Consider the following 21,193-nt stretch of genomic DNA (forward strand, 5'->3'; position numbering starts at 1 on the left):
ATGGCGTAAACCATAGTTTCGCAGCCGTCGCGCAAATGACACCGATTACCATCAAATCTGACAACGTTTACCCGCATTGACCGGGCTTCTCGGCCCCGCTTATGCGCGAATGCATAATTATATTGCGCACGATAGAGGCGCATGAGGAGGCATGACTTGAACGAGCGTAGGCCACGCCACGGCCTCGATGCCCAGGGCATCGGGACGGGCGCCGAACTTCATTGGAACCTGCAGACTGCGCCCCTGGTGGAGCACGCCGTGCGCCGCAGCGAGGGCAAGCTGGCAAAGGACGGCCCGCTGGTCGTCACCACCGGCAAGCATACGGGGCGCAGCGCCAAGGACAAATATATCGTCCGCGACGCGACTACTGAAGAGAATATCTGGTGGGGCAACGTCAATCGCAGCATGACACCCGAGCACTTCGCCGCGCTCAAGAGCGATTTCATGACTGAGGTCAGCCAGCGCGACACACTGTTCGTGCAGGATCTCTATGGCGGTTCGCAGCCCGAGCATCGCGTGCGAGTGCGTGTGATCAACGAACTGGCTTGGCATAACCTTTTCATTCGGACGCTGCTTGTCCGCCCCGAGGCGAGCGAACTGGCGGGTTTCGTTCCCGAATATACGATCATCGACTTGCCGAGCTTCCGCGCCGATCCCGAGCGCCATGGTTGCCGGAGCGAGACTGTTATTGCCGTTAATTTCACCGATAAGCTGATTTTGATCGGCGGGACGGCATATGCCGGCGAGATGAAGAAGAGCGTGTTCGGGCTGCTCAACTATCTGTTGCCCGCTGACGGCATCATGCCGATGCACTGCTCGGCGAACATGGGGGCCGACGGCGATACTGCGGTGTTCTTCGGCCTCTCGGGCACCGGCAAGACGACGCTTTCCGCCGATGCCAGCCGCACGCTGATCGGCGATGACGAGCATGGCTGGTCCGACACTGCGGTCTTCAATTTCGAAGGCGGCTGCTACGCCAAGATGATCAACCTCTCAGCCGAAGCCGAGCCCGAGATCTTCGCGACCAGCAAGCGCTTCGGGACCGTGCTCGAAAACGTGGTCATGGACCCAGAGACCCGCGAGCTCGACTTTAACGACAACAGCCTCGCGGAAAACAGCCGCGGTGCGTATCCGATCGAGTTCATTCCGAACACGAGCGAGAAGAATCTCGGGCCGGTCCCGAAGAACATCATCTTCCTCACCGCGGACGCATTCGGCGTGATGCCGCCGATCGCCAAGCTCACGCCCGAACAGGCAATGTATCACTTCCTCTCGGGCTATACCGCCAAGGTGGCAGGCACCGAGATCGGCGTGACCGAGCCCGAGGCGACCTTCTCGACCTGCTTCGGCGCCGCGTTCATGCCGCGCCACCCTTCCGTTTATGGAAATCTCCTCAAGGAGCGCATTGCCAAGGGCGGCGTCAATTGCTGGCTGGTCAACACCGGCTGGAGCGGCGGCAAGGCCACCGACGCCGGCATCAAGCGCATGCCGATCAAGGTGACGCGCGCTTTGCTCAACGCCGCGATCGACGGCAGCCTCAACAGCGTCGAGTTCCGCAAGGATCCGAATTTCGGCTTCATGGTTCCGGCGACTGCGCCGGGCGTGGACAGCGCAATCCTCGATCCGCGCGAGACCTGGTCGAACAAGGCCGAGTATGACGCTACCGCGGGCAAGCTGGTCGACCTGTTCGTCGAGAACTTCACCCAATTCGCCGAGCATGTCGACGAGGGGGTCCGCCAAGCGGCTCCCAAGACCAAGACGCCCGCCTGAATTGCCCGGTCATCGATCGGGCCATTGAAAGCCCGATCGATGACCGACTTTCCTATCCGCCTCTTCACTTCCGACGCCGAGATCATCCGTCTCGGCGAGGGGCTGGTCGCGTGCAGCCTCGAGCGCGCCGACTGGACGCATGAAGCGCATCTTGCGGCAACGCTGTATCTGCTGACCGCCCGCACCGATGTGGACGTGGATTCCGAGATTGCAGGACTGATCTCGCGCTTCAACGAGAGCGTCGGCGGAGTGAATGACGATCAGGGCGGCTATCACGACACGATCACGCGGGCCTATGTGACCGGCGCGCGGTTGTTCCTGGCGGAAACTGGCGAAACCGCGCTGCTGGTCCGCGTCAATGCGCTTCTCTGCTCGCCCATGGGGCATCGCGATTGGCCGCTTCGCTTCTACAGCCGCGAGCTGCTGTTCTCGGTCGCGGCACGCCGCGCATATGTCGCGCCCGATCTCGCGCCGCTGGCAATTCCGGGCCGGGCTCCCTAGATTAGAGTTACTGTGCGGCAAATCCTTCGTAGGCGCCGGCAGCTGAGAGACCAGTGCTCCCGCTTACGTATCAGGAGCTTTCATGGACCTCGAACCCGCCACCGCCCAGCCTGAAGCCGAGGCGACTGCGCCCGTATCGGACAAGCCGCAGTTCAAGCGCTTCCGTAAGCGGTTCGACACCGTCCGCCTGTCGCCCGAAGCAGCGGCGCGCCAGGGTAAGGCCGCGACCGCGGCGTTCCTCGCGCTCAAGGATCGCGACGCGATGGTGGCGTTTCTCAACACGCATGATGACGATCTTGGCGGCCGTCCGATAGACCTGGCGGTGGAGAGCGACGCGGGGTTGAAGACCGTCGAGGATGCACTGGCGGCGCGCGAGAAGAACTAATCGTCTTCCCCGCGAACGCGGATATCCCGCTTTTTCTGCTGGCCCAAAGAAGCGGGGCCCCCCGCGTTCGCGGGGGTGACGATTCCGGCTAGCCCTTTCGCTCGGCGACGTGGCGATCGATGACGTGTCCCAGAACCGTCATCGGCACATTGCCCCCGAGCACCACCGCATCGTTGAACGCGCGGAAGTCATAGCGAGGGCCGAGCGCCGCCTTTGCCCGGTCGCGCAGGCGGTTGATCTCGTTCTGCCCGACCTTGTAGCCGCAGGCCTGGCCCGGCCAGGAGCAATAGCGGTCGACTTCGCTACGCACCTCGGCCTCGCCCGATCCATTCGCCTTGATGAACCATTGAACCGCCTGCTCGCGCGTCCACCGCTTGGCGTGCAAGCCGGTATCGACCACCAGCCGGCAGGCGCGGAAGCCGAGCGACTGGAGATAGCCGAGCTTTTCGGCGGGGTTTTCGGCATAGACGCCCAGTTCATCGGCGATCTGCTCCGCATAGAGCGCCCAGCCTTCCGAATAGGCATTGAACGTGAGCAGGCTGCGGATCAGCGGCAACTTGTTGGCATATTCGCCTTGCCAGACATGGCCCGGAATCGCCTCGTGATAGGCGAGATCGGGCAGGCTGAAGCGGGTGTGCAGATCGGTCGTGTGCAGATTGATCCAGAACTTGCCGGGGATCGTGCCGTCGATCGAACCCGCGGCGCCATAGGCGCCGGGCGCGCCGGGTTCTTCCGCCAGCGGCAGCCGCCTCACTTCGACATTGCCCTTCACCAGCGTGTGGAATGCCTGCGGCATCCGGCGGCGGATATCGGCGATACGATCGTTGAGGAACTTCATGATCTCGGCGCGGCCGGGATCGCCTTCTGGGAAGGTGAAGCGCTTGTCCTTGGCCAAGGCCTCCATTCGCGCGCCGACCGAGCCTTGCGAATAGCCCTCCTTCTTGAGTATCGCGTCCATCTCGCTTTGGATTGCGGCGAGTTGGTCGAGGCCCATCTGGTGGACCTCGTCGGGGGTCATCGTCGTTGTCGTGCCCGCGCTCAGCGCCCAGGCATAATAGGCGTCGCCATCCTTGAACTTCCATACGCCGGCATCGCTCGTCGCGCGCTTCCGATGGCGCTTGAGCTCGGCGATCTGGCGGCCGAGCGCGGGTGCGATGCGGTCTTTGGCCAGCTCGAACGCCGCATGGCCGAAATCCCCCATGCCGACAGTGCGGTTGGCGACCGAAGTCACGATGCCCCAGCCGGCGGGGTTGCCGCTACGCGCCTGCTGGATCTGCGCCAGGCACTTGTCGAGCAGGAAGTCCGGCGCGATGACGCCTTTGCGCGCAGCGATCTTGAGCCGTTCGGTCTCGCCGTCGAGTTGCTCGGCATAGCTTTCGAGCCGATCGACATAGGCCTCGCCGTCCGCAGCGTTCGCGATCTGATGGTCGCCGTCGAGGAAGCGCGGCACATCCAGGAACGCGCCGACATTCTGCACCACAACGTAAGGCGAATTGCGCCAGCTCCCGACGGCGACGTCGCCATAGCCAAAGGCGAAGCCTTGCAGCGCATTGCCATAGGCTGCCTGCACCACATCGACATTGGTGCGCATGATCGGGCTCAGCCTTTCAAGGTCGAGCGTGGCGATGTCGGCAAGCGCCTTCTTCAGGTGCGCCGCCAACGCTGCCTGGCCCTTGATCGAACGGTCGGTAAGCTGGTGCTTGAGCCCCGCATGCGCGCCCTTGTCGATCCCCAGGGTCGTGGCCTGTTCGGGATAGTCGCGAAGCAGGGTCTCGGCGATGCCCGAGAGCAATGTCTCGGCCTGCGCATCGGCATCCTGCGCGAATCTGCGGGCAGCGGCGGGGAGAGCGCCGAGCGCGAGGGCGGCGCCGGTGCCGAGCAGGATCTGGCGGCGGCTGGTACGCATCGTAACTTCCTTCGACTCATTCTCAGGCGATAACGGGCTCGACCGTCAGCGAAGTGCCCTCGGCCCCGACGATCCGCACCTGCGTGCCTGCCGGCGCATCCGGGCCGTGCGCAAGCCATTCGCCGTCACCGACGCGGACCTTGCCGCGCCCCGACCGGATCGGTTCGGCGACCGTGACGACCTGACCGATCAGCCGCGCGACGCGGTCGTTGAGCAGCGGATCGGCATTGGGCGCAGGGTTTCGCAGATACCAGCGCCGCCCGAGCGCTACGGCTGCGGATGATCCAGCCGCGAACAGCAGCACCTGAAACAGCAGCGGGAAATTCGGAAGGAAAAGCGTCACCAGCCCAGTTACTGCGGCGCCCGCGGCGACGAAGACCAGGAAGATGCCCGGCACCAGCAATTCGGTGAGCGCCAGCAACGCGGCGAGGATCAGCCAGGCGAGCCCGGGCGAGCCGCCAATGATATCCAAATTCCAGTCCATGGCTCAGCTCCCCGAAGGCGTGAACGGTGTCGGCCTTGCGCGCGGCGGCGCCGGCGGGGCAGGGGGCTTCGGCGCGCCGCTGGGAGATCCATTGATCGCTTCCTTGGCCAGCTCGCCGATGCCGCCGAGCGTGCCCATCAACTGGGTCGCTTCCACCGGGAAGAGGATCGTCTTGGCGTTCGGCGAGGTTGCGAACTTGCCGATCGCCTCGACATATTTCTGGGCGATGAAATAGTTGATCGCCTGGGTGCTGCCACCTTCGATCGCGTCCGACACCATCCGCGTGGCAGTCGCTTCCGCTTCGGCCGAACGCTCGCGCGCCTCGGCGTCGCGGAAGGCGGCTTCGCGGCGGCCCTCGGCCTCGAGAATCTTGGATTGCTTCTGGCCCTCGGCGCGGAGGATCTCGGAGGCGCGGGTGCCTTCGGCTTCGAGGATGTTGGCGCGCTTTTCACGTTCGGCCTTCATCTGGCGGCCCATCGCATTGACGATGTCGGCGGGCGGACGGATGTCCTTGATCTCGACGCGCGTGATCTTGACGCCCCAGGGGGTCGTGGCGTGATCGACGACCGACAGCAGCCGCGCGTTGATCTCGTCGCGCTTGGACAGCGTCTCGTCGAGATCCATCGAGCCCATCACCGTGCGGAGGTTGGTGGTGGTCAGCTGGAGGAGCGCCACATAGAGGTCCGAGACCTCATAGGCGGCCTTGGCGGCATCGAGGACCTGGAAGAACACCACGCCATCGGTGGAGATCATCGCATTGTCCTTGGTGATGATTTCCTGGCCGGGAATATCGATCACCTGCTCCATCATGTTCACCTTGCGGCCGACGCGATAGAAGAAGGCGGGGTAGAAATTGAGGCCCGGCGCCGCGACGGCGGTGAAGCGGCCGAAATATTCGATGGTATATTGATAGCCCTGCGTGACGATCTTCACGCTTGAGAAGAGATAGAGCAGCACCACCGCCACTGCGACCAGCAGGAAAATATTGAGCGCGTCCATTCCCGACTCCCCTCGCAAAACCTGTGCCTTGCTAGCATACCCTTGGCCCATGACCACAGCAGCTTTGGCGCCCCGCACCGCGCTCTTCCTCCCCGCCTCGAACCCGCGCGCAATCGCCAAGGCGCGTGGGCTTGGCGCCGACATGGTGATCCTCGATTTGGAGGATGCAGTGAAGGCGGAGGACAAGGACACGGCCCGCGCTGCTGCAGTGGCGGCCGTGGCGGAAGGGTTCGGCATCAGTTTGGCTGCGATCCGCATCAATGGCTTCGACGCTCCAGAACACGAAGCCGATGCCGAGATGGTGGCGAGGTCCCATGCCGATTACGCCGTTCTCCCCAAAGCCGAGGATGCCGCGCAAGTCGCTCGCCTGATCGACAGCCTCGGCAAGCCGCTCCTTGCGATGATCGAAACTCCTCGCGGCGTCCTCGCTGCTGCCGAGATCGCGGCACGTCCGGGCGTCGCAGGCCTGATCGCCGGTACCAACGATCTTGCCGCCACGCTCCGTCTGCCGCCCTCCTCGGGCCGCGAAGCGATGGGCCTCGCGCTCCAGGCGATCGTCCTTGCCGCACGCGCAGGCGATGCCTGGGCGCTCGACGGCGTGTTCAACCAGCTCGACGATCCCGCGGGGCTCGAAGCCGAAAGCCACCACGGCCGCATGCTCGGTTATGACGGCAAGACCCTGATCCACCCCAACCAGATCGCCATCGCCGCTGCCGCGTTCGGCCCAACTCCCGAAGAAATCGCCGATGCCCATGCCCTGATCGCCGCAGCCACGGGCGGCGCCGAGCGCTATCGCGACCGGATGATCGAAACGATGCATGTCGAGCAGGCGAGAGCATTGCTGGCCCGAGCGGGCGAGCGGCGCTGAGATGGCAAAGGCCGATCGCCTCGCTCGCCTCGACGAACGCCGGATCGAGATCGAGGCCGAATATCTCGCGGCGTTGACGGCCGCGCTGGAAATCACGGCGGCGGGCCGCTGGGGACTGTTTGGGCACAACCCCAAGGATCGCCCGGCACGCGAAGCGGCGGCGCCCGCGGTCGCGGCGCTGACCGAAATGGGCGAGGAAATCGACGCGATCCGCGAACGGCTGCAACTGGCGCGCTTCGAACTACACGCCCAGTTCCTGGCGTCGCGGGGCTCGGTCGGCCCCAGTGCGGTCGGGGAACCCAAACAGGCGCAGCAATGGCTGGCGCGGCTGAAGCAAGAGCACCCCTAGCGCATCCACCCCCACGCGGTTACATGGGCCGCCAACTCCCGACTCAGGACTTTGGCGCACCGCATGGACATCCCTCTCGGCCTCACCTTCGACGACGTCCTGCTCTATCCGGGCGAGTCCGAGATACTGCCGAGCATGGCCGATACGCGCACGTTTGTGACGCGGAGCCTGGCGCTCAATATCCCGATCATCTCGTCGGCAATGGATACCGTCACCGAGGCGGACATGGCGATCGTGATGGCGCAATTGGGCGGGATCGGCGTGCTCCACCGCAATCTCGATGTGGACCAGCAGGTCGAGGCGGTGCGCGCGGTCAAGCGCTTCGAGAGCGGGATGGTCGTCAATCCGATCACGATGCGGCCGAGCGGCACGCTGGCCGAGGCACGAGCGCTGATGGAGCGGCACAAGATCAGCGGCATCCCGGTGGTCGAGGAAGGCGGCAAGCTGGTCGGCATCCTCACCAATCGCGACGTCCGCTTCGCCGAGAACCCCAACCAGCCCGTCTCCGAGCTTATGACGCGCGACAATCTCGCCACGGTATCGACCGGGGTCGGCAAGGAGGAGGCGCGCCGCTTGCTCCATGCGCGGCGGATCGAGAAGCTGCTCGTGGTCGATGACAGCTATCGCTGCGTCGGGCTGATCACGGTCAAGGACATCGAGAAGGCCGTCAATTTCCCCGCCGCCACCAAGGACGCGGCGGGCCGCCTCTGCGTGGCCGCCGCGAGCACGGTTGGCGACAAGGGCTTTGCGCGTACCGAGGCGCTGGTCGATGCCGATGTCGACCTGATCGTCATCGACACTGCGCACGGGCACAATGTCGAGGTCAGCCGCGCCGTCGAGCGCGTCAAGAAGCTTTCCAACCGCGTTCAGGTGATTGCGGGCAACATCGCCACTGCGGAGGCCGCCAAGGCACTTATTGGGGCGGGAGCGGACGGGCTCAAGGTGGGCATCGGGCCGGGCTCGATCTGCACCACTCGGGTTGTAGCCGGCGTCGGGGTGCCGCAGCTCACTGCGGTGATGGACGCCGCGAACGAAGCCGCCAAGTCGGGCACGCCGGTGATCGCCGATGGCGGCATCCGCACCTCTGGTGACATCGCCAAGGCGCTTGCCGCCGGCGCGTCGACTGCGATGATCGGGTCGCTGCTGGCGGGGACCGAAGAGGCTCCGGGGGAGACTTTCCTCTATCAAGGCCGCGCGTACAAATCCTATCGCGGCATGGGCAGCGTTGGGGCGATGGCGCGTGGCTCGGCCGACCGCTATTTCCAGCAGGACATCAAGGACCAGTTGAAGCTGGTCCCTGAGGGTATCGAAGGCCAGGTCCCCTACAAGGGCAGCGCCAAGGACGTCGTCCACCAGCTTGTCGGCGGGGTTAAGGCCTCGATGGGCTATGTCGGCGCGGGGACGATCGGCGATTTCCAGAAGAAGGCACGCTTCGTGCGGATCACCGGCGCGGGGCTGCGCGAAAGCCATGTCCATGACGTGACGATCACGCGCGAGGCGCCGAATTACCCGACGCGCTGATCAGGCGCGTTCCGCAACACGCTCAGGTGCGTTCGCGAGGGCGCGCTTCCACCGGGGCATCGTTGCGGAAGAAGGCGCTGGCCTTCTGCTGCAGCCAGGCGATGGCCTGTTCGGCAGCAAGCCCGGCGAAAATGCCCAGCGAAGCCAGCGCCGGCGCCGACAGGTTCGAAATCGGCTGAGCGGCGTCCGCGGGCGAAGGCTGCACCAAAACCGCGGTCCCCGCCGACACCACGAAATAGACCATGAAACCGGTCAGGCCGCCGATGAGCGGCGCGAGAAGGAAGCTCTTGAGCGCGTCTGTCTTGGTCGCCGCGCTGCTGCGCCGAAACTTGCTGAGCGACGCGGCGCCAGCTCCAAGCACGGCCATGAGCGCCGTGAAGCACGCGACCACCACGCCCTGTGGCATTACGAAGAACGCCTGGAGCGGCACCTTGGTCACGGGCAGGCGCAGCGCGTCGGCGACGGAAAACAGCGGTGCCTTCTCCAGCGTATCCAGGGATTGCCAACGCTCGACCATATCATTGTGCTTCGTGCGCTGCTTCTCTGCGTCGTCCTTCTGCGTGCGCATCCTGCCGACCATTTGCCGGCTCTGGGCTGAAGTGCCTTCGAACGCACGCGCCTCGTCATAGCATTTCTGGATGGTCGTCCAGTCGGCCAGGCAGGCGGCATTGTCATATTGGCTGACGCATTTGGTCAGATTTTCCGGCGAGGCGGTGCAGATCATCGTCGCGCCGCGGATGCCGTTCGCAGTGAGGATGTCGATCGCCGACTGCCGGACCAAGTTCTTCATCGCCAGGCCACGATTGCGCTCCTGGCGAATATTGCGGTGGAGATCGTGGGTGCTGTCACCGCGTTGCTCTGCTTCATCGAGCTTGCGGACGAGCGAGATCGTCTGGAGCATCGCCAAGCGCGGATTGACGTCTTTCATCGACCGCGCGGCGTTCTGAAGCTCGATGGCGGAGTAGAGCGTGACGAAGCCGAGCGGCACGAGGACGAACCAGAATATGCCGGCGACAATCCACAAAGGCACCCGCCAACGCTGCATCGTCTTCTCCCCCCGAAGAAACCTTCACTTGCGTGATCCTAATTCCAACGCATGCGAAATCAGAGTCGGCGAAGCGCCCATATTGGACGGATGGGCTCGCGCGGATGCAGTGCGGGGCTTTCCATGCCCGTCGCATTCTGCTTGGGCAGCGGGATGACACCCGCCGCACGTACCCAGGCCGCGATCGAGCTTCTCGACCGCATCATTGCCGCCGCGCGCGATCAGGGGGCGGCGGCGGACACGCTCATCGCGCGCTGGTTTGCCGAGCGGCGCTATGCCGGCTCCAAGGACCGCCGCGCGATCCGTGAGCTCGTATACGAAGCGATCCGCCTGCTCGGGCGCCCTCCGGAGAGTGGCCGCGCCGCGATGCTGGCCCTCGCCAGCACGCGCCCCGAACTGGCCGAGTGGTTTGACGGATCGCCTTATGGCCCTGTGGCGATCGAAGCCGATGAGCCGGTCGCCAAGCCCGCTTTTGCGCATGACTGGCTGATCAAGGCGCTACGAGCTTCCGATATCGGCATCGAGGAGCAGGCGGCTTTGCTTCAGCGCGCGCCGCTCGATGTGCGCGTCAACAGCCTCAAGGCCGATGCCGACGCCATGCTGGCGGAAATAGCGGGTGCCGACCCGATCTCGTTCACCACCGATGGGCTGCGCCTCCCCACCGACATTCCCGTCGAGCAATTGCCGTCGTTCCGGGACGGACAGATCGAAGTGCAGGACGCGGGCAGCCAGATCGTCAGCCTCGCGACCGGCGTGCGGCGCGGGCAGCATGTCATCGACCTGTGCGCCGGCGGAGGCGGCAAGACCCTCGCGCTGGCCGCAGCGATGGCCAATCATGGCAGCATCCTTGCCTGTGACGTCGATCGCGGGCGGCTCCAGCGCCTGCCGCCGCGGGCCGAGCGGGCGGGGGTGACGATTGCCGAGACGAGGCTGCTCAATCCGCGCCAGGAAGCCAGCCAGCTCGCCGACCAGACCGGCCGCGCCGATGTGGTGCTGATCGATGCGCCTTGCTCGGGCACCGGCACATGGCGGCGCAATCCCGAGGCGCGCTGGCGGCTCACGCCCGATCGGCTAGCGCAGCTGGGCGCGACCCAGCGCTATCTGATGAAGACCGGCGCCGAGCTGGTGCGGCCGGGCGGCGCGCTGGTCTATGTCGTCTGCTCGGTGCTCGACGAGGAAGGGGCCAACCAGGCCGAGGCATTCCTGGAGGCCTATGCCGGCTGGCGATCGGAGCCGATCGCGCCTGGCGCCGGCAGCCCGCGCGGCCCGGGGCTTCGCCTCACTCCGCTGGCAGACTCGACCGACGGCTTTTTTGTCGCGAAGCTGATCCGGCCATGATAGCCACGAGATCAAGTTTCTCGGAGTTATCGATGCGCGTCACTGCGATTTCCGCCGCAATTGCCCTGATGGTCCTCTCGCTTTCGACCTCGCTGATGGCGCAGCGCCCGGATGCCCAGATCGATCCGCGCTCGCTGGCCTTGCTCCAGGAGGGCCGCGCTGCGCAGGCCGCGGGCAATATCGAAAGCGCTAACGATGCGCTGGAGAGCGCGCTCGCCGTCGATCCGCGCAATCGCGAGGCCTTCGTGCTGCTCGCCGAGATCGCCCGTGCGCGCAACCTGCCGGGCAAGGCGATCCGCCTCTATCGCGAAGCGCTGCTGCTCGAGCCCAACGATCTCGCCGCATTGCGCGGGCAGGGCGAGGCGATGGTCGCCAAGGGCGCGATCGAGAAGGCCAAGGCCAATCTCGCCAAGATCAAGACGATCTGCACCGCCGGCTGCAACGACGCCAATGTGCTGGCGGCCGCTATCACCAAGGGCCCGCCCGTGACAGTCACCGCAGCCGCCGACAAGCCGGCGACGCCCGCCAAGCCCTGAGGCTTGCGGTCGCCGCTGTCACGAGAGTTGAAGCCGCGGTTAGGCCGATGCGAACGGCTTTCGCGCCTCGCGAATGGTCCCAATGGTCGCACTGGCCATGGGTTCTTTCAGACCGACGATTTCAAAGAGCGGACGGCGGTGCCGCCGGCTCAGCCAAGCAGGCGAAGTCCAGCGCGGGGATGACCGATGATGGGTGAAAAGCAGACGTTCGCTACATTAGGCTTCGACCCATGATCGACGCCCGTCAGTTCAACGTCAGAGATACAGCAGGTCATCTTCTCTGCCCCGCTTGCGGCTTTCCCGATTTCGCAGCGGAACCCGCCTATGATGAACGTGGGGGTGTGGCTGGCATCGCGATCTGCCCGTGCTGCTTCTGGGAACCGGGATTTGATGATGAGGTGCACGCGTCGGCGGCTGCCGCGGGTTCTGTCCTAGATTCTCTCCGCGCATATCGCAGTAGCTGGGATGGGGAAGCGCGATGGCTTGGACTACCGGCGAAACGCGCATCAGACTCGAACGGTAGGCAGCAGTTGGACCACCTGTTCGAAGTAGCGCCACACGTCCGCTAGTGGGTCGGCAGCGGCCATAGCGGCGCGTTAGCCAATGGTTGCCTGACTCTTTGCGCTCAGCGCCCGAGCCAACGAAACGAACTCGTCCACCGAAACCGTCTCAGCGCGTCGGCTCGAATCGATCCCTAGCTTCTCCATCGCCTCGATCGCGCCCGGCATGCCCTTGAGGCTTTGGCGCAGCATCTTGCGGCGCTGGCCGAAGGCTGCGGCGGTCAGGGCTTCCAGCGTCTTGAAGCGCACGCCCTCAGGCTCGGCGGCGGGGGTGATGTGGACCACTGCCGACATCACCTTGGGCGGGGGGGTGAAGGCCGAGCGGTGGACGCCCATCGCGATCCGGGCAGTCGAGCGCCACTGGGCGAGGACGGCGAGGCGGCCAAATGCATCGTCGCCCGCTTTGGACACGATCCGGTCGGCTACTTCCTTCTGGAACATCAGCGTCAGGCTCGCCCACCATGGCTCCCATGTGGCCGAGAGCCAGCCGACGAGCAGCGCGGTGCCGACATTATAGGGCAGGTTGGCGACGACATGCGGCTTGCCCTCGAACAGCGAAGGCGCATCGACCTCTAGCGCGTCGCCCTCGATCACGCGAAGCTTTCCCGGGAAATATTCGCCAAGCTCCGCGAGGGCCGGGATGCAACGCCGGTCGCGCTCCACGGCCACCACGCTTGCGCCTGCTTCGAGCAAGGCGCGGGTGAGGCCGCCGGGGCCGGGGCCGACTTCGAAGACCTCCTGCCCGGCGAGATCCCCCGGCACCTTGGCGATCCGGGCGAGCAATTGGTGATCGAACAGGAAATTCTGCCCCAGCGCTTTGCTTGCGCTGAGCCCATATCGCTGGATGATTTCGCGGAGCGGCGGAAGCTGGCTCACGCGATCAGTTATTCTGGGCCGCGTCGGCCCTGCGCAGCGCCGCGCTCGCCGCCATGCGGATCGCGGCGATCATCGCGCCGGGATGCGCCTGATCGGTGCCGGCGATCCCGAAAGCCGTGCCGTGATCGGGCGAAGTGCGCACGATCGGCAGGCCCAGCGTGATGTTCACGCCCTCGTCGAAATGGAGCGTCTTGATCGGGATCAGCGCCTGATCGTGATAGGGGCAGAGGGCGACATCGTAGTCGGCGCGGGCGCGGGCGTGGAACAGCGTATCCCCCGCGAACGGCCCGATCGCGTCGATACCCTCGGCGCGCAATTGCTCGATCGCCGGCATGATGAAGTCGATTTCCTCGCGCCCGATCGCGCCGCCTTCGCCGGCATGCGGATTGAGCCCGGCAAAAGCGAGGCGCGGACGCTCGATCCCGAAATTGCGCAGGAGGCCCCGCGCGGTGACCCGCGCCTTGGCGACGATCATCTCGACGGACAGTGCTGCCGACACGTCGGCGAGCGCGATATGGACGGTCAGCGGGACCACGCGAAGGGTGGGGCCGGCGAGCATCATCACGGCATTTTCGCCGGAGATGCCGCAGCGTTCGGCGACGAATTCGGTCTGGCCGGGATGCGTGAAGCCGATGCCGTAAAGCTGTGCCTTCGAAACCGGGCCGGTGACTACGCCGCTCGCGGCACCGGCGCTGGCAAGGCCCACCGCCAGCTCCAGAGAATGCAGCGCGATCCGCGCGCTGCCGTCGGTGGGCTTGCCGGGGAGGACATCGTCAGCATCGTCGAGCGCCAGGACGGGGAGGGCGGAGGCAAAGACCGAGCTCGCCTCCTCGGGATCGGTGATCCGTGTGACCGGCCCGTCCCAAACCTTTTGAATGGCGCGCGAATCGCCCACTGCGAAGAACGGCGTCAGCGAATGGAGTTCGCGCGCCTTCCAAGCCTTGGCCGTGATTTCGGGGCCAATTCCGGCGGAATCGCCCATCGCAACCGCGAGCGGGCGCATCACCCGCTCGCTTGAAGGATCAGCGATATTCGACAAGCGCGTCGCGGCGCAGATCGCGCAGCATACGCTGGGCGCGAAGATTGGTGCGCTGCTCGGAGATCGAATCCTTGAGCTGGTCGGCCGAAGGAAGGCTGGCGCTGGGCGGCTCGTCGCGGCCGCACAGCACGAGCACGCTCACGCTGTCATCGATCGCACCGAACGGCCGCGTCACCTGGCCCACTTGAAGCGGCAGCAACAGGCCCTGAATGCCTTCCGGCATATCCTTGATTACCAGGCCGTCCTTGTCGGCGACTTCGGCGTTCTGCGCCGCGGCCACGCGGGCGACGTCGCCGCAGCCCTGGATAGTCTGGGTCGCCTTGGCGAATTCGCTGGCGATGGCCGTGGCCTGCTCTTCGGTGGCGCCCTTGGCGAAACGCACGGTCATCTGGCGGAGGCTGACCTTGGCGTCGCGCGGATTGGCCATCAGCACCTGGCGCTTCTCGGCGAGGTAAAGGATCGAGAAGCCAGTGGGTAGCTGGATCGGACCCGCGACCTGGCCGGCCTGCATCGTCGCGACTGCCTGCGACAGCGTTTCGGGCAGCATCGCCGAGCGGACCCAGCCGAGATCGCCGCCCACTGCCTTTGACGACGATTCCGAATAGGTCTTGGCGAGATAATCGAACGGCGTGCCTTCGCGCATCTGCTGGATCATGCGCTGCATGCCCGTGGCGACTTCCTGCGCGCGATCGGGCGTGGCGTTCTGATAGATTTCGAAGACGTGGAACTCGTCCGTGCCTTTGTCCTTCTCGAGCTTGGCAAGGATGTCGTTCACTTCGGCATCGCTGACATTGATGTCGACGCGGCGGCGCAGCAGCCGGCCCCAGGCGAGCTCGCCTTCGATCTGGCGGCGGAGCGAGCGCTCGGACGCGCCCATCTGGCGGAGCCAGCCGCGGAACTGATCCTGATCGCGCCCGTAATTCTTGCCGACGCGGACATAGGTGGAATCGAGTTCCTTCTTGTCGACGACGATGTCGTTGGCCTTGGCCTCCTGGATCTGCAGCGTTTCGTCGATCAACTGGCGCAGGACGGTGAGGCGAAGCTCGTCGCGCTCGGAAGGCTTCAGGTTAAGCTTATTGAGGCCGATGATCAGATTGACGCGCTGCTCGACATCGGTGCCGGTGATGACAGTGTCATTGACCAGCGCAGTCGCCTTGCGAACGTTGGGATCGGCCTTGCCGAAGATCGTCAGATTGGCCGGAAGATCGAGCCCCGCTGCGATCGTATTCAAATCCTGGACGGGAGCCGTTTGTGGAACCGTCTGCGCCACCGCCGCCGAAGCGATCCCCGCCAATGCGAGCATCAGAACCGTCTTGCGGCCCGAGCGGATCGCCTTTGCAACACCGATTTTCACGTGAATCCGTACCCTCATCCCAAACGGAGATCGTCGCGCTTACTAAGCAATTGTGCCTGAACCAAGGCTGACAAGCCTCCTTAGCGGCCCAGGTTCTTGAACGCCAGACTGAGGATATAGCTGTTGCCGCGCCGCGCGTCGCCGGTCGTCTCATAGTCGCGCTTCCAGGTGAGACCCAGGCGGAGGCAATCGTCCTCATAGGTGACGCCCAGGCGGTGACGCACCGGTTCGAAGCCGTCGGACTGCGACGTAATATCCTCCTGGCGGTCGGTCAGATCGACCAGGATCGAACCCGAGACCGACCAGAATTTGGCGATCTGGACGCGGGCACCGAGGCGCGCTTCTTCGCGATCCTGCAGATCTTCCAGCGCCGGGCCGATATTGCGATTGAGCCGGAGGTAGCCGAGCTGGACATAGGTATCGCGCGACCCGACCGTGGCATCGACTTCGTTGCGGCGGAACGCGAAGCCATCCTTGTCGATGCGATAGCGGTGCGTGAAGCTCACGAAATCGCGGAAGCGCACCACGGTGCGGCCGACGATATCCGAAAGCCGGTCGGTCAGCCCCGTGCCATCGGGAAAGATCGTCGGGCTCGACGAAAGCCGATAGCTCTGCCCGATATTGGCATCGAGGCTGAAGCCGGGAAGATAGAGCGCGTAATCCAGCCCGAACGTGAAGCGCGTCGAATCCTCGAAGCGATCGTAGCCCGGGAAGCGATTGAGCGCGAAGAGGTTCGAATCCTCGAGATCGACGGCGCGGGCATCTTCGTTGGGCACTGCGAGATTGCGGATCGGCGGGGCGGCGACGACCTGCACGCGCGGCGTGATCCGCTGCGTGCCGCCGAACATCTCGCCGACCAGCGGCCATTTCATGTCGAGCGCGACGGCGCCGATTCCGCGGAACTGGAAGCCCTCGGTGCCGCGATAGCTCGCAATCGAGGTGAGCGCCGTCTCGGTCGCATTGTACACATCGCCGCGCCCATAAGCGGTCAGGGTCAGTTCCTGCCCCCAGGCGGTGAGCTTGCGCAAATCCCAGCGCGCGCTGGCAAAGGCACGCTGCGAATTCTGGCCGTCCGCGCGGCCGATCGCCAGCGTGTTGACCTGGAATTCGAAGCGCCCGCCGACAAGGCCGTCGTTCATCCGGCGGCGATAATCGAGTTCGGGGAGCGCATAGGGCTGGAAGCCCTGGCGCTCGCCGACGCGAAGCGTCTGAATGACCCAGGCGTTGATCGAGAGATAGCTGTCCGAATCGATGCGTTCGGCGCGGATGTTGTTGCGCAGCCGATCGTCGCGCGAAATGTCGTAACGGCGCAGGAAGGTGCGGTCGGTGGTCAGGCGGAACGATGCGCTCGCGGTCCAGTTCGGGTCGAGCTGGAAGCGGCCGACGGCATCGAGATAGCCGCGGAAATCGTTCTTCGAGGTCGCCGGGGTCAGCGGCACGGTCAGGTCGTCCGAGCGCCGGCTATAGGTGCCGTAGCCGCTGACGCGAAATGCGCCGAGCGAGTTGAGCTCGCGATATTCGGCTTGGAGCATCGGCAGCACGCTGGTGAACACCCGCGGCGTGACGGTCAGATCGCGATTGGGCGCCATGCTGAAGAAATACGGCAGAGCGAACTGGAGCCCGTTGGTCCGGCTGTAGCGGATATCGGGCATCAGGAAGCCGTCGTCGCTGACGCCGCCCACCGGATGCGAGAAGGCCGGTAGCGGGATGCTGACGATGCCGAACACCGAGACGCGCGCGCCGGTATAGCGTATGCGGCGGCGCTCGGGATTGTACACGACGCGGTCGGCCGTAATCTTCCACGAAGGCTCTTTCGGGCAATTGCTCGAATCGGTGACCGAGCAGGGCGTGTAGGCAGCGTTCTCGACGGTGATGACCCCGCCGGCACGGGTGCCGCGCTGCGCGGCGATCCGGCCGCCAGCGTCGAGCACCACCAGCATATTTTCGACGACGCCGTCCTTGAGCGAATTGGTCAGCTCAATCTTGTCGCCATAGGCCGCATCGCCCTCGGGATTGACGATGACGATGTTGCCTTCGGCGACGACCTGCCCGGAATTGCGGTTCCAGACGACGCGGTCCGCGCGCAGCCGATCGCTGCCGCGATAGAGGCGCACATCGCCGCTCGCGGTGACGATCTCGGCCTCGTAATCGTAATCGAGCTGATCGGCGTTGAATTGCACTTCGTCGGGCGTCTCCGACGATGCCGTGGCAAGCGGCGGCGGGGTCTCGACGGGGCGATCCTGCAGATCGGCCGGCGGTAGTTCGGGCTGCTGCAGCGGCGATTCACGCGGATCAGCCGTTTCCTGCGCGTGCGCCTGCGCAGCCAGGCACAGGCCCAGCGCGGCAGACAGCAGCAATGCCTTGCGCGTCACTTCGAATCCCACCTCTGTCTCAACTCCCAACGCACGCGGCTTGTCCGCCCTATCGCAGCGGTTCCGCCATCGCAACGTCGTGCGCATTGGCCCCAACGCGCGGCCGCGCTAACAAGAGCCATGCAGGTCGATTTCTATCACCTTACCCGGTCGCCGCTCGAGCGCGTATTGCCCCAGATCGCCGAAAAGGTGCTGGAGAGCGGCGGGCGGCTGCTCGTGGTGTCGAGCGACGAGGCGGCACGCGGCAAGCTCGACCAGGTCTTGTGGTCGTACAAGCCCGAGAGTTTCCTTCCGCATGGCCAGGCTGGGGGGGAAGAGGATGCGCGCCAGTCGGTGCTGATTGCGGAGGGGCCGGAGGCGACGAACGGCGCGCGGAACATTGCACTGACGGACGGGGTCTGGCGAGACGAAGCGCTGGGATTCGACCGGGCCTTCCACTTCTTCGACGAGGAAGCGATCGTTGAGGCGCGCGCCGCCTGGAGGGGGCTGGCGGACCGCGACGGCGTCCAGCGGAATTACTGGAAGCAGGACGAGAACGGACGCTGGGAGAAGGTCGCCTAGCTGTGCTTGCATCAAAGACGGCGCAAGACTAGAGAGCCGCGACTTTTCCACACCTCAAATACAGGAGCCGCAGGCAATGGCCGCGACCCGCACTTTTTCGATCATCAAGCCCGATGCCACCCGCCGCAACCTGACCGGCGCAGTTACCAAGATGCTGGAAGATGGCGGCCTGCGCGTCGTCGCTTCCAAGCGCATCCAGATGACCCGCGAGCAGGCCGAAGGCTTTTATGCGGTTCACAAGGAGCGCCCCTTCTTCAACGATCTGGTCGAGTTCATGATCTCGGGTCCGGTCGTGGTGCAGGTGCTCGAGGGCGAGAACGCGATGCAGCGCAACCGCGACATCATGGGCGCGACCAACCCCGCGAACGCCGACGCCGGCACGATCCGTAAGGAACTGGCCGAGTTGATCGAAGCCAATTCGGTGCACGGTTCGGATTCGGACGAGAATGCCGCGATCGAGATCGCTTATTTCTTCAAGCCCGAAGAAATCGTCGGCTGAGCATTTCGCCAGACCGAGTTTAAGGAGCCGGGGCGCAATCCCCGGCTCTTTTCGTTTGAGCGGCAGACCGAATATTAAGGCTGCATCGCCTAGTTTGCTCCGAGCATTTCGGAGAGCGGGCAAATGGTCTTCGGCAGGTTTCAAGGCGACAGGGGCCTGGACGCGCAGAAAGCGGGACTGCGCGAGACGCTGGACCTACTGGCGCAGGTTGAACGCCAGATCGTCGACCCCAAGGCGCTACGCGAGGGCTTTGCGCTCGTTTGGGAGGGGATCCCCGACGACATAAGCGTTTCACTGAACAAGACGCGCGAATTGGCCACGCTGCTCGATGGCCGCATCGCCATGGCGAAGCGCGAGCTTCCCGATTTCGACGACGCCGCGGCGTATCTCAAGCGAATGCTAGACGCACTGACGCTGCGATGGCGCGAATTCGTCGGCCTGCTGATGGCACGTCAGACGATCGCGCAGGGCGGGGTCAAGTCGATACCGGCGACGCGCAGCCCCCGCATCATCGACTGCCAGCGCGCGCTGATCGAGGTCGCGATCGAGTTTCGCGACGGGATACGTCACCATCTCGACGAGCTCGTGATCGTCAAGGAGGATCATGAAAGGCCATGGCCCGACTCGCTCGATCTATCTGCGATGGCGCGGACGCTGGAGGGCGTCGATCGCGCGCTCGCAACCTATAGCCAGCGCTCTCGGGATGAAGGCGAGTTGGCGCAATCCTCGACGGTGACGCTGATGGAAATGATCTCGACGCTCCAGGCCGAGGTTTTGCGGATCGAGGACCATCGCATCGATCTCGCGGCGGATCTGGCGATGAGCATGGTGCTGCACAATATCAGGCAGCGGAGCTAGCCGCGCGGCAAAGTGATCGTCGCCGCCAGCCCGCCGCCCTTGCGATTGGCGAGCACGATTTCGCCGCCGGCATCGCGCACAATCGCGCGCGCCAGTGCCAGCCCGAGTCCGACTCCGCCGGTGTCGCGATTGCGCGATTCCTCGAGGCGCGTGAACGGATCGAACACCTTGTCGAGCGAGGCTTGGGGGATGCCGGGGCCGTTGTCGCAGACCTGGATCAGCACCGAATTTGCCTCGCTGCGCAGGAACACTTCTGCGCCGCCGCCATATTTGACGGCATTTTCGATCAGGTTGCGCACCGCGCGGCGCATCAGCGACGGACGCAGCCGCATCGTCAGGCGCGGCGCTTCCTCGAAGGTCACATCCTTGTCGAGGTCGCGGAAATCCTCGACCACGGCATCGACCAGTGCCGACACGTCGACTTCGGTGAGCGGCTCGCTCGGACGACCCAGCCTTGCCAGCGAGAGGATATCGTCGAGCGTGCGGCTCATTTCCTCGATCGTGTCCGCCATCTTGGTGCGGTCTTCGTCGTCCTCGACCGATTCGATGCGGACGCGCAGCGCCATCAACGGCGTGCGGAGATCGTGCCCGATCGCGCCGAGCATGCGGTCCTTCTCGTCGAGCATAGCATTCACGCGGAGGCTGAGCGCATTGTAAGCGGAGATAACCGCGCGGACGTCTCCGGGGCCGCGCTCCTCCACCGGATCGGGCTGTTCACCGGGGCGGAATCGCTGGGTCGCCTCGGCAAGCTTGCGCAACGGGCGGGCGATCCGGCGCCCGGCCCATAGCACCGGCACCAGCACCACCACATAAAGGATCAAAGTCTGCGCGAGCAGCTGCCAGATCAGCGTGCGCTCGCTACGCGGCCAGCCCGAGCGGACCATCAGCCAGCCCTTGCCGGGCAGCTCGACCGCGACGTTCAGTTCCGCTCCCATCCGGCGCAGGCGCTCGGTGCGCGCGGGTGTCATGTTCTTGAAGAAGGGCTGGCGAAAATCGACTTCGCGGACCACTGCGATGACCTGACCGAACTGCAACCCGGCATCGCTCAGCCCAGCGCGGATATCCTGTTCCAGCCTGGACGCCCGAGGCAAGGCGGGATCGATCGGATTGTTCGTCGTGAGCGAGACGCGCTGCGGGGGCCGGCGCGGCCCGCGCTCCTCGCGGTCGCGATCCGGGGCCACGGGATTGTTCACGCGCTCGGCGGCATCGACGATGCGGGTGACCGCGGGCGCGATCACTTGCGCGAAGCGGGCACCGCGACGCTCGTTGAGCAGCAAAGTGAAATTGATCGCCTGGGCGACGAACAGAGCGATGCCGACCAGCAGCGCGATCTGGCCGGTGAGCGACCGGGGGAAGAAACGCCGCATCATTC

20 protein-coding genes are annotated in these 21,193 nt (G+C 65.0%); 11 read left to right on the forward strand and 9 right to left on the reverse strand.

Features of this window, described 5'->3' with window-relative positions; genetic code table 11:
• The first annotated feature begins 156 nt into the window (after positions 1 to 156).
• From ACZZZM_RS10915 to ACZZZM_RS10925, 3 genes are all read left to right on the forward strand, one after another.
• Positions 157 to 1,770 carry a phosphoenolpyruvate carboxykinase gene (locus tag ACZZZM_RS10915; RefSeq protein WP_463595121.1) on the forward strand — a complete coding sequence of 538 codons (1,614 nt, stop codon included), beginning with the start codon at positions 157 to 159 and terminating at the stop codon, positions 1,768 to 1,770.
• A 39-nt stretch (positions 1,771 to 1,809) separates the two neighbouring features.
• The gene (locus ACZZZM_RS10920; protein ID WP_463595122.1) at positions 1,810 to 2,271 is read left to right on the forward strand and encodes a hypothetical protein; all 462 of its coding nucleotides are present in this window, start codon (positions 1,810 to 1,812) and stop codon (positions 2,269 to 2,271) included.
• Positions 2,272 to 2,353: 82 nt separating this feature from the next.
• On the forward strand, positions 2,354 to 2,656 hold the full coding sequence (locus tag ACZZZM_RS10925) for a hypothetical protein (RefSeq protein WP_463595123.1): 303 nt from the start codon (positions 2,354 to 2,356) through the stop codon (positions 2,654 to 2,656).
• An 88-nt stretch (positions 2,657 to 2,744) separates the two neighbouring features.
• Here the strand turns inward: ACZZZM_RS10925 and ACZZZM_RS10930 are convergent, their stop codons facing one another.
• Genes ACZZZM_RS10930 through ACZZZM_RS10940 form a run of 3 tightly spaced genes read right to left on the reverse strand, consistent with a single transcriptional unit; the run spans position 2,745 to position 6,045 of the window.
• Positions 2,745 to 4,562, reverse strand: coding sequence for a DUF885 domain-containing protein (locus tag ACZZZM_RS10930; protein WP_463595124.1), 1,818 nt, complete (start codon positions 4,560 to 4,562; stop codon positions 2,745 to 2,747).
• A 22-nt stretch (positions 4,563 to 4,584) separates the two neighbouring features.
• A complete protein-coding gene (locus ACZZZM_RS10935; RefSeq protein ID WP_463595125.1) occupies positions 4,585 to 5,046 on the reverse strand; it encodes an NfeD family protein in 462 nt (153 codons plus the stop codon).
• A 3-nt stretch (positions 5,047 to 5,049) separates the two neighbouring features.
• Positions 5,050 to 6,045: an SPFH domain-containing protein gene (locus ACZZZM_RS10940; RefSeq protein ID WP_463595126.1), complete on the reverse strand. Its 996-nt coding sequence runs from the start codon at positions 6,043 to 6,045 to the stop codon at positions 5,050 to 5,052.
• 49 nt (positions 6,046 to 6,094) lie between these two features.
• Between ACZZZM_RS10940 and ACZZZM_RS10945 the strand changes: the two genes are divergently transcribed.
• The 3 genes from ACZZZM_RS10945 (at position 6,095) to guaB (ending at position 8,783) form a co-directional block, all read left to right on the forward strand.
• Positions 6,095 to 6,913 (forward strand): HpcH/HpaI aldolase/citrate lyase family protein, encoded by an 819-nt coding sequence (locus ACZZZM_RS10945; RefSeq protein ID WP_463595127.1) that lies wholly within the window; start codon positions 6,095 to 6,097, stop codon positions 6,911 to 6,913.
• A gap of 1 nt (position 6,914) precedes the next feature.
• Positions 6,915 to 7,262: a hypothetical protein gene (locus ACZZZM_RS10950; protein WP_463595128.1), complete on the forward strand. Its 348-nt coding sequence runs from the start codon at positions 6,915 to 6,917 to the stop codon at positions 7,260 to 7,262.
• A 63-nt stretch (positions 7,263 to 7,325) separates the two neighbouring features.
• Positions 7,326 to 8,783 carry an IMP dehydrogenase gene (gene guaB / locus ACZZZM_RS10955; protein WP_463595129.1) on the forward strand — a complete coding sequence of 486 codons (1,458 nt, stop codon included), beginning with the start codon at positions 7,326 to 7,328 and terminating at the stop codon, positions 8,781 to 8,783.
• A 22-nt stretch (positions 8,784 to 8,805) separates the two neighbouring features.
• On the opposite strand, the gene ACZZZM_RS10960 is transcribed toward guaB, so the two are convergent.
• On the reverse strand, positions 8,806 to 9,828 hold the full coding sequence (locus ACZZZM_RS10960; protein WP_463595130.1) for a hypothetical protein: 1,023 nt from the start codon (positions 9,826 to 9,828) through the stop codon (positions 8,806 to 8,808).
• Between the two features lie 153 nt (positions 9,829 to 9,981).
• Between ACZZZM_RS10960 and ACZZZM_RS10965 the strand changes: the two genes are divergently transcribed.
• Both ACZZZM_RS10965 and ACZZZM_RS10970 read left to right on the forward strand, forming a co-directional pair.
• Positions 9,982 to 11,166, forward strand: coding sequence for an RsmB/NOP family class I SAM-dependent RNA methyltransferase (locus tag ACZZZM_RS10965; protein ID WP_463595131.1), 1,185 nt, complete (start codon positions 9,982 to 9,984; stop codon positions 11,164 to 11,166).
• A gap of 32 nt (positions 11,167 to 11,198) precedes the next feature.
• Positions 11,199 to 11,702, forward strand: coding sequence for a tetratricopeptide repeat protein (locus ACZZZM_RS10970; protein WP_463595132.1), 504 nt, complete (start codon positions 11,199 to 11,201; stop codon positions 11,700 to 11,702).
• A gap of 596 nt (positions 11,703 to 12,298) precedes the next feature.
• On the opposite strand, the gene rsmA is transcribed toward ACZZZM_RS10970, so the two are convergent.
• The 4 genes from rsmA to ACZZZM_RS10990 all read right to left on the reverse strand — a co-directional run bounded on the left by rsmA (position 12,299) and on the right by ACZZZM_RS10990 (position 17,903).
• Complete coding sequence (rsmA, locus tag ACZZZM_RS10975; protein ID WP_463595133.1) at positions 12,299 to 13,138, reverse strand: 16S rRNA (adenine(1518)-N(6)/adenine(1519)-N(6))-dimethyltransferase RsmA; 840 nt, start codon at positions 13,136 to 13,138, stop codon at positions 12,299 to 12,301.
• A gap of 4 nt (positions 13,139 to 13,142) precedes the next feature.
• Positions 13,143 to 14,141: a 4-hydroxythreonine-4-phosphate dehydrogenase PdxA gene (gene pdxA, locus ACZZZM_RS10980; RefSeq protein WP_463595134.1), complete on the reverse strand. Its 999-nt coding sequence runs from the start codon at positions 14,139 to 14,141 to the stop codon at positions 13,143 to 13,145.
• A gap of 19 nt (positions 14,142 to 14,160) precedes the next feature.
• Complete coding sequence (locus tag ACZZZM_RS10985; RefSeq protein ID WP_463595135.1) at positions 14,161 to 15,531, reverse strand: peptidylprolyl isomerase; 1,371 nt, start codon at positions 15,529 to 15,531, stop codon at positions 14,161 to 14,163.
• A gap of 80 nt (positions 15,532 to 15,611) precedes the next feature.
• Positions 15,612 to 17,903 carry an LPS-assembly protein LptD gene (locus ACZZZM_RS10990; RefSeq protein WP_463595136.1) on the reverse strand — a complete coding sequence of 764 codons (2,292 nt, stop codon included), beginning with the start codon at positions 17,901 to 17,903 and terminating at the stop codon, positions 15,612 to 15,614.
• Between the two features lie 120 nt (positions 17,904 to 18,023).
• Here ACZZZM_RS10990 and ACZZZM_RS10995 point away from each other — a divergent pair, with 120 nt between their 5' ends.
• From ACZZZM_RS10995 to ACZZZM_RS11005, 3 genes are all read left to right on the forward strand, one after another.
• Positions 18,024 to 18,464, forward strand: a complete 441-nt coding sequence (locus ACZZZM_RS10995; protein WP_463595137.1) for a DNA polymerase III subunit chi — start codon at positions 18,024 to 18,026, stop codon at positions 18,462 to 18,464.
• Between the two features lie 76 nt (positions 18,465 to 18,540).
• On the forward strand, positions 18,541 to 18,963 hold the full coding sequence (gene ndk / locus ACZZZM_RS11000; protein WP_463595138.1) for a nucleoside-diphosphate kinase: 423 nt from the start codon (positions 18,541 to 18,543) through the stop codon (positions 18,961 to 18,963).
• A 123-nt stretch (positions 18,964 to 19,086) separates the two neighbouring features.
• Entirely contained in the window at positions 19,087 to 19,821 is a 735-nt protein-coding gene (locus ACZZZM_RS11005) for a hypothetical protein (RefSeq protein ID WP_463595139.1), read from the forward strand.
• On the opposite strand, the gene ACZZZM_RS11010 is transcribed toward ACZZZM_RS11005, so the two are convergent.
• Positions 19,818 to 21,188 carry a sensor histidine kinase gene (locus tag ACZZZM_RS11010; RefSeq protein WP_463595140.1) on the reverse strand — a complete coding sequence of 457 codons (1,371 nt, stop codon included), beginning with the start codon at positions 21,186 to 21,188 and terminating at the stop codon, positions 19,818 to 19,820. The two genes, ACZZZM_RS11005 and ACZZZM_RS11010, sit on opposite strands and share 4 nt — an antisense overlap.
• Positions 21,189 to 21,193 lie beyond the last annotated feature (5 nt).

It is taken from the genome of Sphingomonas sp. AC522 (assembly GCF_979258125.1).

Coding starts and splice junctions, on each gene's coding strand:
- ACZZZM_RS10920 (WP_463595122.1), top strand. CDS start 1,810: ATGACCGACTTTCCTATCCGCCTCTTCACTTCCGACGCCGAGATCATC.
- ACZZZM_RS10945 (WP_463595127.1), top strand. CDS start 6,095: ATGACCACAGCAGCTTTGGCGCCCCGCACCGCGCTCTTCCTCCCCGCC.
- ACZZZM_RS10935 (WP_463595125.1), bottom strand. CDS start 5,046: ATGGACTGGAATTTGGATATCATTGGCGGCTCGCCCGGGCTCGCCTGG.
- ACZZZM_RS10960 (WP_463595130.1), bottom strand. CDS start 9,828: ATGCAGCGTTGGCGGGTGCCTTTGTGGATTGTCGCCGGCATATTCTGG.
- ACZZZM_RS10940 (WP_463595126.1), bottom strand. CDS start 6,045: ATGGACGCGCTCAATATTTTCCTGCTGGTCGCAGTGGCGGTGGTGCTG.
- ACZZZM_RS10930 (WP_463595124.1), bottom strand. CDS start 4,562: ATGCGTACCAGCCGCCGCCAGATCCTGCTCGGCACCGGCGCCGCCCTC.
- ACZZZM_RS11005 (WP_463595139.1), top strand. CDS start 19,087: ATGGTCTTCGGCAGGTTTCAAGGCGACAGGGGCCTGGACGCGCAGAAA.
- ACZZZM_RS10925 (WP_463595123.1), top strand. CDS start 2,354: ATGGACCTCGAACCCGCCACCGCCCAGCCTGAAGCCGAGGCGACTGCG.
- ACZZZM_RS10995 (WP_463595137.1), top strand. CDS start 18,024: ATGCAGGTCGATTTCTATCACCTTACCCGGTCGCCGCTCGAGCGCGTA.
- ACZZZM_RS10965 (WP_463595131.1), top strand. CDS start 9,982: ATGACACCCGCCGCACGTACCCAGGCCGCGATCGAGCTTCTCGACCGC.
- ACZZZM_RS10950 (WP_463595128.1), top strand. CDS start 6,915: ATGGCAAAGGCCGATCGCCTCGCTCGCCTCGACGAACGCCGGATCGAG.
- ndk (WP_463595138.1), top strand. CDS start 18,541: ATGGCCGCGACCCGCACTTTTTCGATCATCAAGCCCGATGCCACCCGC.
- ACZZZM_RS11010 (WP_463595140.1), bottom strand. CDS start 21,188: ATGCGGCGTTTCTTCCCCCGGTCGCTCACCGGCCAGATCGCGCTGCTG.
- ACZZZM_RS10970 (WP_463595132.1), top strand. CDS start 11,199: ATGCGCGTCACTGCGATTTCCGCCGCAATTGCCCTGATGGTCCTCTCG.
- pdxA (WP_463595134.1), bottom strand. CDS start 14,141: ATGCGCCCGCTCGCGGTTGCGATGGGCGATTCCGCCGGAATTGGCCCC.
- guaB (WP_463595129.1), top strand. CDS start 7,326: ATGGACATCCCTCTCGGCCTCACCTTCGACGACGTCCTGCTCTATCCG.